Raw genomic sequence first — 14484 nt, forward strand, 5'->3', positions numbered from 1 at the left:
TCAGTTCTTGACCGGCTTGCCGCCGCCCCAGGCCCAGGCGAGGCGGTCTGCGCCGGACTGGTTGGTGGTGGTCAGCCAGGGGCGGTCGGTGGGGCCGACGAGCTTCTGGAGGGAGTAGATGTCGTCGGTGCGCAGGCCCGGCCAGTACACCGAGCCCATCTTCAGCTCGCGGAAGGTGTCCGTGACCGCCTGGACGTAGTTGATGAAGTTGTTGTCGGGGGTCTTGACGTTGTAGTTCAGGCCGTCGGTCATCGGCGCGCCGAACTCGTCCGCCACGGTCCGGTTCGCGCAGTCGCCGATGCGGACCTTGAGGTCGGCCACCCACTGGTCGTAGGTCGCGTACTCCTTCCAGAACCCGTAGTGGTGCAGGGAGAGGTACGTGCCCTTGAGGCGGGGGTCGGCGCAGACCGTGGTCACGTGGTCGTTGTAGCCGGCGCCGCTGACGAAGACCCGGTCGCGCGGGACCGACTTGTACGTGGTCAGCCACTTCGCCGCTATGTCGGCCCACTCGGTGTCCGTGTAGCCGTGCGGCTCGTTCATCGGCTCGAAGTAGACGCGCTTGTCGTTCTTGTACGCCTTGACGACGGTGTCCCACATCGGCCAGTAGGTGGCCGTGTCGTCGATGAAGCCGTCCTTGCGGTCGCCCGTGCCCTCCCAGTAGGACACGATGACCTTGAAGCCCTGGTCGGAGGCCGCGTCGATGACTCCGCGGTACGACTTCCAGTACGCGCCGTTGACCGTGTACGGGTTGATCGGCAGGCGGACCGTGTTCGCGCCGAGGTTCGCGCGGAACGCCGAGATGATCCGGGTCGCCTTCGCGTACGTCTGCCGGTAGGTGTCCGTCGTCGACAGGCCGGACAACTGGAGGTAGTCGTCCGCGAAGTTGTCGCGCGGGTCGGCCCAGTTCACGCCCTTGAACTGGGTCGTGTCCATGGCCGGACGGGCACTGGCCGAGACGGTGGCCGAGGCGGGGGTGGCGGCGAGGGTGCTGCCGGTCACCGCGGCGACGGCGACCGCGACGAGAGCGGCGCGCAGGCGGGGGGAGCGGGAGGCGCTGGCGGGGGTGTGACGCATGGACGGGTGCCCTTTCGGCTCTGATGTTTGCGTAAACATCGGAGCCCCGCGATGGCTGATGTTTACGTAAACATGGCGGCGCCGGAATCGTGGCACCCGGCCGGGTGATCGTCAAGGTTTCACGCGGGTAAACGTCTGTTGTCGGTTGTTGCCGTCTGCTGTCGTCCGGTGTCGGCTGTTGCCACCTGGGCGGTTCGGCGGTGGCTCAGGTGGCTCGAGTGATTCAGGTCGCTGAGGTGGTTCAGGTCGCTCAGGTGGTGGCGATCGGCTCCAGGGTCAGTGGCTCGATCTTGCCCTCCAGCATCGCGCCCAGGCCCTGGGCGGCGCAGATGTCGGGCCGTTCGGCGATGTGCACCGGCATGCCGGTGGCCTGGCGCAGCATCTGGTCGAAGCCGGGCAGCAGGGCGGAGCCGCCGACCATCATGATCCCGCGGTCGGCGAGGTCGGCCACTAGGTCGGGCGGGCACTCGCGCAGCACCCGGCCGATGCCGTCCAGGACGGCGGTCAGCGGGGTCTCGATGGCGTCCCGTACGGCCGCGGTGTCGACCCGCACGGAGCGGGCCAGGCCGGTGGCGACGTCCCGCCCGTGGATCTCGGTGGAGGTGGGCCCGTGCGGGGTGAGACCGTTGCCGGAGAGGGCCACCTGCAAGGGCCGTACGGACTGGCTGGGCAGCATCAACTCGTGTTCGTGGCGCAGGTGTTGGACGATCGCGTGGTCCACGGCCTCGCCGCCGACCGGGATCCGCTCGGCGGTCACGATCGAGCCGAGGGAGAGCACGGCGACCTGCGTCGCGGCCGCCCCGCACACCATGATCATGGTGGCCTCGGGGCGTTCGACGGGCAGTCCGCAGCCGACGGCGGCGGCGATGAGCGTGTCGACGAGTTCCACGCGCCGCGCGCCGAGTCCGACCAGCGTCTCGATCGCGGCGCGCTGGGCGAGCGGGTCGGCGTCGTGCGGGGTGCAGGCGGCGCCGCGCAGGAACGGCTTGCGGCGCAACTGGCGGCGGATCTTGTCGCCGAGCAGGTGCCGCAGCATGCGCTGCGCCATCTCGATGTCGACGACCGTGCCGCCGGAGACCGGGCGCACGACGCGGATGTAGTGCGGGGTGCGTCCGGTCATCTTCTCGGCGAACTCGCCGACCGCGATCAGCGCGCCGGTGCGGGTGTTCACGGCGGCGGCGGACGGCTGGTCGACGACGAGCCCGGCCCCCTTCACATACACCCGGGTCCGCGCGGCACCCAGGTCGACGGCGAAGTGGCAGCGGCGTAGCTGCTCCAGACTGGCGGTCATGGCAGGTCCTCCCGAGAGCACAGACCGTGGGGGCCGCCGGTCGGCCGGCCTCCCTCGCATCCTGCGGGGGCGGGGCGGTCGCCGCCCCTTGGAGGGGGCCGGGCGGGGCGCGACTGAATGGGGTTTTTGCGTCATATGTCGGAAATGAAGCTTACGTAATGTTCAGTGCTGCTTCCAGTACCGGGGCGAGCGAGGGGACCGTGACCTCGCAGCCCGCCTCGCGCAGGCTCGCCTCGACCGTGGGATTGCGGGCGAGGCCGATGAAGCGCAGGCCGACCTGCTGGGCGGCGGTCAGCTCGGGGAGGGTGGCGCCGATCAGGACGCTGGTGAGGGCGGGCGTGCCGTGCGGACGCAGGGCGCGCAGCAGACAGTCGGGATGCGGCATGAGCCGGCTGATGTCGTCGCTGCGGCAGTGGGCGCGGGCGAGGGGGAGCGGGTGGGACTCCAGGTAGCGGTGGACGGCCTGGGTGCTGACGTCCGTGGCCACCCCGACCCGGCGTCCGCTGTCGTGCAGGGTGCGGACGAGCGTGACGGAGTGATGCGTCGTCGGCGCGTCCGGTACGGCCCGCAGCTCCAGTTCGTCGAGACGGTCCCGCAGGAGCGGGCCGAGGGGGTCGTGGGCGAAGGCGCGCAGGACGTCCAGGGGGTGCACGAACAGCTCCCGTCGCGCCCCGCCGCCGCCCAACGGCTGCCCGGTCAGCGCGTCCTCGGGGTGCCGGTGCTCGGCGACCAGCGCGAGCAGGTCGAGGGCGGCCTCGCGGGCGCTGTTCGCCGTGAACAGGCGGGTCAGCGGGCCGTCGAAGCCGAACAGGACGGTCTCGGCGTCGGCCAGCAGGCCCGCCAGCGGGCGGGCGGCGGGGGCGGTCGGCCGGCGCACCTCGGGGGGCGGGGCGTAGTCCGGCGCGAGGGTGACCGCGCAGGTCACCGCCAGCCCCGGCACCGGCCACCGGCCGAGCTGCGCGTTGACGGCCCGCTGCGCGCCGGCCGCCCGCCGGACCGAGTGGTGCCCGGTGACCCGGGCTGCCGCCGTCACCAGATGCGCCATCAGCCGCTCGGCCACACCGGCCGCCCCCGCCTCTCCGGATGCCGGTCCTGACGCCCGTAGGTATGCCCGTACGTACGCCACCGGGTCGGCGACCCGCCAGGTCAGTTCCACGGCGGCGGTGAAGGCGCCCTTGCCGGAGCTGGGCAGCGTCGTCTGGCGGACGGCGTGGTGCGGGGTGAGGTCGACCTCGTAGTACGTCGCCGCGCGCGTCGCGTGTCCGCCGTACGGGTCGGCGGGGTTGAGGAGGGTGAGCGGGCCGTCGGGACCCGTGTGCACGATCGCGGTGCGGCCGGGGGCGGGTATCCCGAGCTGCCGCAGATCCGGGGTGAGCAGCGGTCCCCGTACGAGGTCCCGCGCGTCGTCCGTGCCCCCGTCCCCGGTGCCGTCCTCGGGGCGCGGTGCCGGCAGCCGGCAGTACCAGGCGAGCGGCGGGCCGTCCGGGGCGTCGCCGTACAGGGGGCGGAAACGGTGGGGTCCGGAGGCGGCGGAACTGTGGGCGAAGTCGTCGTAGAGGGCGGGCGGGATCGTGAGGAGGACCGGGGCGGTGGTCTTCGGGGGTGCGGGCGCCGGTGCCGGGCCGCTCCTGAACGTCACGCGCAGGCACGGGGGTTCGGCGACGTCGGTGCGGTCGGCGACGGTGGCGAGGGGGCCGGGGAGCCAGCGGAGGGCGGCGGCGAGGACGGGGAGGAAATAGGCCTCGGGGTGGACCTGGACGACGTAACCGTTCCTGCGGACGCGGACCTCGTACTGCTGGGGGGTGAGGTCGCCACGGGTGAGGACTTCGTGGACGGCCAGTTCGAGCGTGATGCGGGTCTCGGGGTGGGCGACGAGGTCGGCGTCGGTCTCGAAGAGGATCGCGGGGTGGTGCGTGGCCAGGGCGGTACGGAGGCTGTCGCGGAGGGAGCGCAACCGGGAACGGGACTCCCGCGCGGCGGGGCCGGGGAGGCCGTCGAGGGGGTCGCCGTGGAAGAGGGCGAGGGCGTGTTCGAGCCGGGCGCGTTGGGTCTGCGGGTCCTGGTGCGGGTGGGCGAGGACGTCCTCGCAGACGACGGCGTCGACCTCGATGCCGGTGCCGGTGCCGGTGGTTCCGGTGGTGTCCAGGGTGTAGCCGTCGGGGGTGCGGGTCAGGCGCGCGGGGCCCAGCAGGTCGCCGACCTCCCTGGCCAGCGCGTCGATCCGGCGCACGGACTCCACGCTCCCGGGCGGCTGCTCCCACAGGCCGGTGGCCAGGTCGTCGTAGGTCGTCGCCTGCGGTCCGGGGGCGAGGAGCAGCATGCACAGGAGCGCCTGGGCTTCGGGGGAGGGGAGGGGGAGGGATGCGGGTGGGGACGTGGGGAGGGGCTCCGGGGATCGGCTGATGTGCAGCGGGCCCAGCATCCGGATGTGCAGGGGGCCGTCGGGCTCCTGTACGGGGGGTACGGGGGGTTCCTCGCCGTCCCCGGCCAGCCGCTGCACGGTCTCCTCGCTCACCCTCGCGAACGCCGGGGCGGTGTCGGAGTCGGCGTGGGCGTCGGTGCCGTTGGCCTCGGGGGTGGTTGCCTGTGCGGGGAACCCGCCCGTCGCGTAGCCCGCCTGGTCGTCGATCAGGCCGCCGATGCGGTCGAGGAGTTCGCGGGTGCGGCCTCGGGTCGTGCGGGGGAGGGTGCGCAGGAGGAGGTCGCGTACGCCGGGGCGGAAGTCGTAGGAGCCGGGTGGGCCGGGGGCGGTGGTGAGCATGCCGCTGAGGATCACCTCGGCCAGGTGCTGCGGGCGCGGATCCCGGTTCACGGCCCGCTGGACCAGCCGCATCACCGGCACGGACGGCACCGCGAGCGCGAGGTGACCGGCCAGCCGGAAGGCCTCCGGGGAGGCGGTGGCCCGGAAGCGCAGCACCAGGTCCTGGGCGGGGAGGGAGGCCGGGTCGGGGGTCCCCGGTTCGGCGGGCGAGGGCGGGGTGGGGGCCGGCGGGAGCCAGGCCGCCGCGCCCGGGGCGTGACCGCCGCCGGGTCCCGCCACCAGCGCCGCCCAGTTGGCCAGCCAGGGCGCGCCCGGTTCCAGCACGGGCAGCGGGAACGCGGCGGCGGGTGCGGGCTCGGCCTCGGGGTCGTACGGGGTGAAGGTGAGGGCGGCGAGCGGGGCCGCCGTGGTGGGGGAGGACAGCAGACCCGGCTCGGCCGGCAGGGCCGTCGTGGGCCACAGACGCTCGGGGAGCGGCTGTACGACGGCCAGCGGCATCCGCGTCGCCCAGTGCCGCAGGGTGGCGTACCAGAGGTCGCCCGCCGGGCCGGGGCGCCACTGCGGGCCCATGCAGTCGCTGACGACCAGGGTGACCGTCCGGCCGTCCGCCGGGTCGGGCACGTGCCGGGCCCGGCCGTCGGGCGTCGCCGGGTGCAGGGTGATCGCGCGGAAGACGCCCGACTGGGCCAGGGCGGTGTGCAGTTCACGGACGAGGGGCCGCCACACCGGCATCGTCGGGCCCGTGTCGTGGACGAGGCTCAGGCGCAGCCAGCGGTCGCGCGCGGGACGCAGGACGGGCAGCCAGACGTCGGGGTGCGCGCCCAGCCGGGCGATGCGGTCGGCCGTCGCCCGCTCGTCGAGGAGCCGGGCCCGCGCCGACGCCACCGTGCGCTTCAGCGGGCGCAGGGCCCGTTGCAGGGCGAGGGGGTGGGGGAGCATCGGGGGCGCGGGCGCGAGGAGGTGCCTGGTGGCGGTGCGTGCAAGGGTGTCGTCCGTCGGCGGGTGCGGGGTGGGGAGGTGCAGGGGGACTCGGGCGGTGGGAGTGGGCGTCGGGGTGGCGGTGTTGGTGGGGGACGGGGGCTGGGGCGCTGACTGCCGTTCCTCGGGGGCGACTTGAGTGAGGGGCGGTGGGGCCACCGTGCCGTTCGGGTCGGTGTTCGCGTCCGGGTCCGGGTTCGGGTCGCCGGAGGTCTCCATCGGGGCCGGGGCTTCCAACTCCCGTGCCAGCCACAGCAGTTCGGCCAGTTCGCGGGCCGTCGGCGCGGTGTCCGACGTGTCGGTCAGTAGAGCCGTCAGCCGGGCGAGGGCAGAGGTGTCCCTTGACTGCACGGCTTCCGGCGGCGGAGTGTCCTGTGGCGGCGGGGCGTCAGAAGCCATCGCCGTCCGCCGTGGTGCTCAGGTAGGGCATGAGTTGTTCCGCGAGGGCGTCGCGGGAGTCCGTGTCGAGGCCGGTGACGCCGGTGAGGTAGAGGGCGTTGAGGAGTTGGTCGGTGGCGAGTTCGCCGTCGGCGGCGCGGGTCAGGAAGCGGCTGATGAGGCGTTCCGCCTCGCCGGGCGGGGTGTCGAGGTGGGCCCGGACGATCTCGGTGAGCTGTGCGCGGTCGGGGCGGCGCAGCTTCAGGCGGACACAGCGGCGCAGGAAGGCGGGCGGGAACTCGCGCTCGCCGTTGCTGGTCAGCACGACGAACGGGAAGGCGCGGCAGCGGACCCGGCCGCGCGTGACGGTGACCGGGGAGTCCGAGCCGTCGGCCAGCACCTCGGCGGTGACGTCCGCGGCGGAGTGGCGGGCGGCGCGCAGGAGTTCGGGGATGTCGTACTGGCCCTCCTCCAGGACGTTCAGCAGGTCGTTGGGCAGATCGAGGTCGCTCTTGTCGATCTCGTCGACCAGCAGGGCGCGGGGACGGTCGTACGGGAGGAGGGCCGTGCCGAGGGGGCCGAGGCGCAGGTGGTCCTCGACGCCGCCGGCCTCCTGGACGTCCTGCCCCGTGCGGGCCGCCTGCCGGGCCGCGTACAGCCGGGACAGCGGGTCGTACTGGTAGAGGCCGTCGGACAGCGCGGAGCGGCTGGTGATGTTCCAGCGCAGCACCGGCCCGAGCCCCAACTCCCGTGCCACCGCGTACGCCAGGGAGGACTTGCCGGTGCCGGGCGGGCCGGTGACCAGCAGGGGGCGGCGCAGCACCAGGGCCGCGTTGACGAGTTGGACGCTCTCCGGGGTGGCGACGTAGGAGCGGGCTCGGTGGACCCGGTCGGGGGAGACGGCGGCCTCGTCGTCGGCGTCCAGGGGCGGCGGTACGACGGGCTCGCCGTCGAACGCCCGCCAGGGCGGCGGCGCGGGCAGCCGGTCGATGCCGTCGTGCGGCTCGCTGTTCCCGGTGTAGACGGACCAGTGGGGCATGGTTCTCCGAACTCGGCGCGGCTCTACGTGACTTGGCGGTGGGGGTGGCTCAGGCCACGGGGGAGTGGGTGTGGGCGGGTGCTTCGCCGTGCGGGTCGGTGAAGACGCGCGGGTCGTCCCACAGGAGCTGGATGGCGTGCGCCCAGTGGCCGTCCTCCGCGTCGGCCTCCTCCCGCAACGCCAGCACCCGGCGCGGGAGTTGGGCGGGCGGGATGTCGGTCAGGCAGGTGTCGAGCTCGTCCAGGAAGGTCTTGCCCGCGCAGCCGTCCCCGCCGGCGCAGGGCTCGTCAGGCCCGGCGGCGCAGCCCTCGCGGGACCAGATCACCATCGGGGCGGGCGCGTTGAGGGAGGTGTCGAAGTGCGGGCGGGTGCGGGGCGCGGCCGGGGCGGTGGCGAAGCCGGCGAGGCAGGCGTCGTCCTGGCGCAGTCGCATCCGGAGCCGGCGGGGCTCCTCGGGGCTGCCGCACTCGACGCGGTGCACGCGCGCGCCGGGCACGGAGTCCAACCGCTTCCACACCCGGGTGAGTTGGTGCCGGACGCTCGCCCGGCGGCGGGCCTGGTCGGTGACGACGAGCGGGTACACGCAGCCGAGCGGGGTGTCGTCGTCGGGGGTGCTGGCCCAGCGGTCGACGGGCAGGTCGATCCAGTCGCGGGGCAGCGCGAACGCGATCAACTCGTCGCAGCCGGGGGTCAGATACCGGAAGGCGGCCTCGATCCGGTCCTGCACGTAGGCGCGCAGCCCGGCCTGCGGGACGGTGTCGGAGCCGACCGGATGCCGGCGGCCTCCGCTGTACGCGGACACCTCGACGCGGACGTGCCCGTCGCCCGCGCCGCTGTGCTGGAGGTCGACGAGGATGGGCGACCAGTCGGGTGCGGCGGCCGGCTCGACGGCGCTGTGCGCCGGGGAACGGGAGGCCACGAGGGATTCCAGGTGGGCCGTGAAGCGGGTGACCGTGGTGGCCGCGTCCACGCCGTCGATCTCGCACAGCACGAACAGGGCCGCCGACCACAGGGAGTCGAACCCCTCCTCGGGCGCGTCCGGGTCCAGCGCGCCGCGCGCGGCCTCGTAGAGCCGTACGCGTCGCCCGGGATCGCCGTCCAGGCCGGCCCGGACCGCGCGTTCGACGAGTGCGCGCAGTCGGGCGCGGTCGGCGGTGCGGTGGTCGGCGGTGGGGACCAGGCCCTCCAGGGCGGGCCAGTAGCGGGCCATGACCTCGGTGGGCATCATCCGCCCGTTGTGCACGCCCCGCTCGCCGGAGGCCGCGGTGACCATGCCGATGACCTCGCCGGTCTCGACGAGGGTGACGGCCGCGCCGCTGAACCCGGGGGCGAGCGGCTGCCCGCCCGGCTGCCAGGCCTCCAACTGCATCCACTCGCGGTTGAGCAACTGGGGTGCGGTGATGCGGTATTCGGCGAGGGTGCCTTCGTCGGAGCCGACCGGGAACCCGTAGACGAACAGTTTGCGGGGCAGGTCCGGGCGGTCGGGCCGGTGGCCGTGGGCGGTGTCCACGGGGGCGAGCGCGGCCGGGGCGATCGGCACCTCGTGGGCCAGCTCCAGGACGGCGAGGTCGCCGAGGTCGGTCGTGCCGCCGCCCCAGCCGCCGTCGGCGACCACCCGGGCCGGGACGGCGGGGAAGCCGGGGCGCTCGGTGAAGGTCACCGTCAGCGTGCCGGCGGCGGCCTGGTGCACGACGTGGGCGCAGGTCAGCACCCGGCGCGGGGTGACGAGGAAGCCCGCGCCCGCGACCTGCCCGGCGCAGTCGATCCGGGCGTGCCACTCGGCGCTGCGCACACCCCTCACACCGCTCGTGAGGTTCACGCGGTTCGTGCGGTTCATGAGGGGGAGGGCGGTGACCAGGTCAGTCGTACGACGAGGTGGCCCTCCGCCGTGCCCTTGGCGATGATCGCGCCCGTCTCGGCCGACAGCTTCACCCCGAACTCGATCTCCACGCCGTCCGGCCGTAACGTCCCGTCGCGGAAGACGCGCAGCGCCGACTCGGCGGCGGCGCGCACGCCTTCCAGGGCGCCTTCGAAGGTGCGGGCCGCCTGGACCGTACCGTCGCCCCGGGCCACCAGCCGTGACCCGGGCCGCTGCTCCGTGATCGCCTCGACGGCGACCACGGCACCGTCGTCGGTCTTGAACTCCACCAGTCCGTCCACGGTGTCCCCGTAACCCTTCCCGATCAACTGAGGCTCTGTGCACATCCATTGTCACGGACGGTGCCGGAGATTGTCCCCCGAGTTCAGCCGTTCACCCGTTCAGTCGCTCACCAGTTCACCTGTTCAGTCATTCGGTCAGTCGGCCTCGTCGGTCCTGATCACGCCCAGGGCCGCCAAGTCCTGCGGCCGGATGCGGAGTTGGTCCGCCGTCGCCTCGACCTCCTCCGGTGGCCGCTTGAGGATGGCGGCGGCCGACTCCGGTGCGATGACGGAGAAGTAGCTGTCCGGCGCGGCCCAGGTACGGCCGGGTGCGGCCAGCGCGAGCGCCCCGCCGGAACCGCCCTCGCCGATCACCAGCGTGGTGATCGGCGTCCGCGCGGTGGCGACCGCCCCGAACAGCTCGGCGATCGACGCGCCCACGCCCTGCCGTTCGGCCGCCGCGTCGTTGGCCGCGCCCGGGGTGTCCACGAGGGTCAGCACCGGGATCCCGAGCCGGTCCGCGAGCCGGATCAGCCGGACGGCCGTACGGTAACCGGCGGGCCGGGTCGCCGCCCCGGTCTGCGCGGCGTACGCGACCGTACGCCCCTGACGCTCGCCGAACCCGCACAGCATCCCGTCGGCGTCGACCCCGCCGCACCGGTCCCCGGAGATGCCGGCCCGCTGACCGAAGTACCCGTCCAGGTACGCCGGCGCGCGAGGCCGATCCACCGCCCGCGCCCGCACCACCGCGTCCCACCCGGAGCCGGACACCCCCGTCCCCCCGAGCGCCTCGGGCACCGGCGCAGGCTCGATCCCGCGCCCCGCGTCGCCCGCCCCCGCCATCCCGCCCGTGAGGAGTCGCAGCCACAACCCCAGCACGCCCCGCAGCTCCGCCGCAGGCACCACCGCGTCCGCCGCTCCCGTCGCGACCTGGGACTCGGCCGTGTAGGCGGACGGGTCGGCGTCCCGGGGGCGGACTCGGGAGCCGGCGAAGCCCACTTGGGCGTTCGGGAGGGCCAGGATCACGTCGGCTCCCGCGCCCAGGGTGGCCCAGCCGCCGCCGGTCGTCGGGTCCCGCAGGACGGCGATCTGCGGCAGCCCGGCCTCTCTCGTGAGCGCCGACTGCCGTGCCACCCGCTGCAGTTGGGTGAGGGCGAGCATGCCCTCCTGCATCCGGCTGCCGCCCGTGGCGACCAACGGCACGACCGGCAGCCGGTGTTCACGGGCGTACGTGTACGCCGCCTCGAGCCGGTCGCCGGTGCGTTCGCCCAGGGAACCGCCCAGGAAGCCGAACTCGAAGGCGATCAGGACGGCCCCGGTGCCCTCGACGCGCGCGGTGCCGCAGACGACGGACTCCGACTCGCCGGTGCGCCGGGCGGCGCGCTCGCGCGAGGCGTCGTAGCCGGGCCAGCCGAGGGGGCCGTCCGGCGCGAAGTCCGCCTCGGAGTAAGGGAGTTCGTGGAACTCGTCGGCGACCAAGGCGATGATCTCCCGCGCGCTCGCCCGTGCCGTCGCCCGTGCCGTCGTCATGACGGCAGCGCCCGCTTCATGATCTTCCCCATGTCGTTGCGGGGCAGCGCGTCGAGGTACCGCACCACGCGGGGCCGCTTGTGCGGGGCGAGCCGCCGGGCGACGTGGTCGGCCAACTCGCCCTCCGTCGGCGGCGCTTCGGGATCCACCGGCACGACCCACGCGACGATCCGCTCCCCGAGGTCCGCGTCCGGCTCCCCGGTGACGGCGGCCTCGCGCACCCCCGGATACTCCAGCAGCGCGTTCTCGATCTCACCGGCCCCGATCTTGTAACCCCCGCTCTTGATCAGGTCGGTGGCCTTGCGCCCGACGATCCGCACATACCCGTCGGGATCGCGCACCGCCACGTCGCCGGTCCGGAACCAGCCGTCGGCGGTGAAGGCGGCGGCCGTCGCCTCGGGCCGGTTGAGGTACTCGGTGAACATGTTCGGCCCGCGCACCTGGATCTCCCCGACGGTCTCCCCGTCATAAGCGACGACGACCGACCCGCCGACCGCACTGCCGTCCGCCCCACCATCCGCCCCGTCCTCCGACCCGTCGTCCTCGACGAGCCGCAGCTCCACGCCCGGCAGCGGCAGCCCGACGGTCCCCGCCCGCGCCTCCCCGTCCGCACGGACGCTGGTGTTCATCAGCGTCTCCGTCATGCCGTACCGCTCGATCACCCGCCGGCCGGTCGCGGCCGCGATCCGCTCGTGGTCGTGCACGGGCAGCGCGGCCGAACCGGACACCAGCAGCCGTGCCCCGGCGAGCGCCTTGGCCAGCGCGGGGTCGGCGGGCAGCGCCTCGGCGATGCGGTGGTACATCGTCGGCACCCCGAACAGCATGCTCGCGCCGCTGCTCAGCTCCCGCGTCACGCCGTCCGTGTCGAACCGCCCGAGATGCCGCACGGACCCGCCCCGCCGCAGCGGCCCGAGCACCCCCAGCACCAGCCCGTGCACATGGAACAGGGGCAGCCCGTGCACGAGGACGTCCTCCCCGGTCCACTGCCAGGCGTCGGCGAGCGCGTCCAGGGTCGCGGCGACCGCCCGGCGCGGGATCACCGCACCCTTGGGCGGCCCGGTGGTCCCGGAGGTGTACACGACGAGCGCCGCCGCGTCACCCTCCTCGACCTCCCCACCCGACGCCCCGGCCCCGACCTCGTCCACGTCGACGTCGATCCGCTCCAACTCCCGCAAGGCCTCCGGCAGTTCATCACCCGGAGCCGCCAGCACCGCCCCCGGCGCACTGTCGGACAGGATGTGCCCGAGCTCCTTGTCGCCCGACTTCGGGTTCAGCGGCACGGCGGCCACCCCGGCGAGCAGCACCCCCACCACCCCGACGGCCGTCTCCAGCGACGGAGTCGCCCACACGGCGACCCGCCCCGCCCCCCGAACCCGCTCCCCGACGGCACCGGCCGCCGCCGCGAGCTCGGCATACGTCAGCGACCGCGCCCCGAACCGCAGGGCGGGCCGACCGGACGGCGCACCCGTCAGAGCCGGGAACAGGGGCGACGAAGGCGATGAAGAGGACGAAGGCGACGACGGGGATGAGGCCGAGGGCGAGGACACGGGACGGGCTCCTGGTGGCTGCGGGACACGATCAAACCGTTTTCTACCCCACCTACCGCACCCCCACCTGTCAGGCGGCGGAAGATCCGAGAGATGATCGGGTATCGGACAGTCGTACGAAGAGGGAGTCCGTCGTGGCCCGTGTCGCACTCGTCACCTATGACCCCCGGCCCGAGCCCAGCCGGGACGCGGATCTGCCGGTGTTGGCGGCGGCCCTGCGGGCGGCCGGGGCCGAGGCGGACGGGGTGTTCTGGGACGACCCGGACGTCGACTGGGGGTCCTACGACCTCGTCGTCATCCGTTCGACCTGGGACTACTCCTGGCGTGCGGACGAGTTCACGGCGTGGGCGCGGAAGGTCGGGGGCGTCACCCGGCTGGCCAACCCGGCCGCCGTCGTGGGCTGGAACACCGACAAGCGGTATCTGGGGGAGCTGGCGGCGGCCGGCGTGCCGACCGTCCCGACGCGCTACCTCGCGCCCGGCGACCCGGCCGACCTCCCCGCCGATCACGAGTACGTCGTCAAGCCGACCTCCGGCGCCGGCGCCCGCTATGCCGCCCGCTACACGCCCGACCAGCACGAGACTGCCGTACGGCAGCTCGCGCGGATGCACGCCGAGGGGCTGACGGCGATGGTGCAGCCGTATGTGCGCGGCATCGACACCGGCGGTGAGCGGGCCGTGCAGTACTTCGGCGGACGCCTGCTGCACGCCAGCCGTAAGCGGGCGGTGCTGGCTCCCGGCACCGCCTTCGACGCGGTGAAGGTCGCCCACCCGGGTCTGGAGCCCTGGACCCCGACCCCGGCCGAGCTCGCCGTCGCCGAACGCGCCCTGGCCGCCGTACCGGAGTCGCCCGACCTGCTGTACGCCCGGGTCGACCTCGTGGACGGCGACGACGGGCAGCCGTGCGTGATGGAACTGGAACTGGTCGAGCCGAACCTGTTCCTGTTCCTGCACCCGGAGTCGGTGCCGGTCGTCGCGGCGGCGATCCTGGCGGCGGCGACCGCCCCCTGACGGCCGCCACCCCCTGCCCGGCCTCCGGACCGGGCTACTCCCTCACCGTCAGCCGTTGCAGCAGGCCCCAGGTGAACTCGGCGATGACGTCCTGGGGTTCCCCGTGTCTGTCCGGTGCCGTGAAGGCCAGGCCCCAGCGGGTGGGGGCGGTGCCTTCCAGCGGGCGGGCCGGGGCGAAGGCGCGGGCGACCTCGTCGACCGTGCAGGACCAGGGGGCGAGGTCGTCGAGGGACTTGAGGGGCGGCGGCTCGCCTTCGGGGGCCCGGACCAGCCATTCGTTCCAGACGCTGCCGTTCGGCGCGAGCAGGACCTCGAAGTGCAGGTCGGGCCAGTAGGACATGGGCCAGAGCCAGGCCTCGCAGTCGAGGTCGCCGACGCGGCGGGGCGTGCGGGACGTGGGCTCGCCGAGGACGGCTCGGTAGCGGGAGAGGGCGCCCCGGGCGTGCGGGGAGTGCGTCATCGCCTGCCAGCGTCTGTTGGCCTCTCGCATCTGTGCGAGGGAGACCCCCAGTTGGTGGCGGGCGTTCTCCACCAGATCCGGGTTGTGGTCGGCCATGCGGCGCAGCAGGACCAGTTCGAAATCGAGCGGCGTGAAGGAGCCGGCGAGTCGTTTCTGAGTCGGCATGCGCACCATCCTGGCCCAAACGCGGAGGCGAAGTACCTGTCCTCACGATTCACGACCATTGCCCGGCGCGACGCGCTATGACAGCCTGTGGTCGTCATGTTCGTCATGCCGA

At 73.9% G+C, this 14484-nt stretch carries 10 protein-coding genes; 1 reads left to right on the plus strand and 9 read right to left on the minus strand.

Annotated features, from left to right (window positions below; genetic code table 11):
- From BMZ82_RS23045 to BMZ82_RS23080, 8 genes are all read right to left on the minus strand, one after another.
- Complete coding sequence (locus BMZ82_RS23045; RefSeq protein ID WP_093778775.1) at positions 1-1074, minus strand: glycoside hydrolase family 5 protein; 1074 nt, start codon at positions 1072-1074, stop codon at positions 1-3.
- A 250-nt stretch (positions 1075-1324) separates the two neighbouring features.
- Complete coding sequence (locus BMZ82_RS23050; protein ID WP_093778777.1) at positions 1325-2365, minus strand: rod shape-determining protein; 1041 nt, start codon at positions 2363-2365, stop codon at positions 1325-1327.
- Positions 2366-2516: 151 nt separating this feature from the next.
- Positions 2517-6503, minus strand: coding sequence for an SAV_2336 N-terminal domain-related protein (locus BMZ82_RS40820; protein ID WP_177244614.1), 3987 nt, complete (start codon positions 6501-6503; stop codon positions 2517-2519).
- Positions 6493-7521, minus strand: coding sequence for an AAA family ATPase (locus tag BMZ82_RS23060; protein ID WP_093778779.1), 1029 nt, complete (start codon positions 7519-7521; stop codon positions 6493-6495). Before BMZ82_RS23060 ends, BMZ82_RS40820 begins: the two co-directional genes overlap by 11 nt.
- A 49-nt stretch (positions 7522-7570) precedes the next feature.
- Positions 7571-9358 carry a serine protease gene (locus tag BMZ82_RS23065; RefSeq protein WP_256252060.1) on the minus strand — a complete coding sequence of 596 codons (1788 nt, stop codon included), beginning with the start codon at positions 9356-9358 and terminating at the stop codon, positions 7571-7573.
- Positions 9355-9681 carry a CU044_2847 family protein gene (locus BMZ82_RS23070; protein ID WP_093778938.1) on the minus strand — a complete coding sequence of 109 codons (327 nt, stop codon included), beginning with the start codon at positions 9679-9681 and terminating at the stop codon, positions 9355-9357. The genes BMZ82_RS23065 and BMZ82_RS23070 overlap by 4 nt, the downstream gene beginning before the upstream one ends.
- A gap of 135 nt (positions 9682-9816) precedes the next feature.
- The gene (locus BMZ82_RS23075) at positions 9817-11190 is read right to left on the minus strand and encodes a carboxyl transferase domain-containing protein (RefSeq protein WP_093778781.1); all 1374 of its coding nucleotides are present in this window, start codon (positions 11188-11190) and stop codon (positions 9817-9819) included.
- Complete coding sequence (locus BMZ82_RS23080) at positions 11187-12737, minus strand: acyl-CoA synthetase (RefSeq protein ID WP_093778783.1); 1551 nt, start codon at positions 12735-12737, stop codon at positions 11187-11189. Before BMZ82_RS23080 ends, BMZ82_RS23075 begins: the two co-directional genes overlap by 4 nt.
- Before the next feature lie 134 nt (positions 12738-12871).
- Between BMZ82_RS23080 and BMZ82_RS23085 the strand changes: the two genes are divergently transcribed.
- Positions 12872-13747 carry an ATP-grasp domain-containing protein gene (locus tag BMZ82_RS23085; protein ID WP_093778785.1) on the plus strand — a complete coding sequence of 292 codons (876 nt, stop codon included), beginning with the start codon at positions 12872-12874 and terminating at the stop codon, positions 13745-13747.
- A gap of 34 nt (positions 13748-13781) precedes the next feature.
- On the opposite strand, the gene BMZ82_RS23090 is transcribed toward BMZ82_RS23085, so the two are convergent.
- On the minus strand, positions 13782-14381 hold the full coding sequence (locus BMZ82_RS23090) for an RNA-binding protein (RefSeq protein ID WP_093778787.1): 600 nt from the start codon (positions 14379-14381) through the stop codon (positions 13782-13784).
- Between the last annotated feature and the right edge of the window lie 103 nt (positions 14382-14484).

Origin of the sequence: Streptomyces sp. yr375, assembly GCF_900110755.1 — a bacterium.
GTDB lineage: Bacteria > Actinomycetota > Actinomycetes > Streptomycetales > Streptomycetaceae > Streptomyces.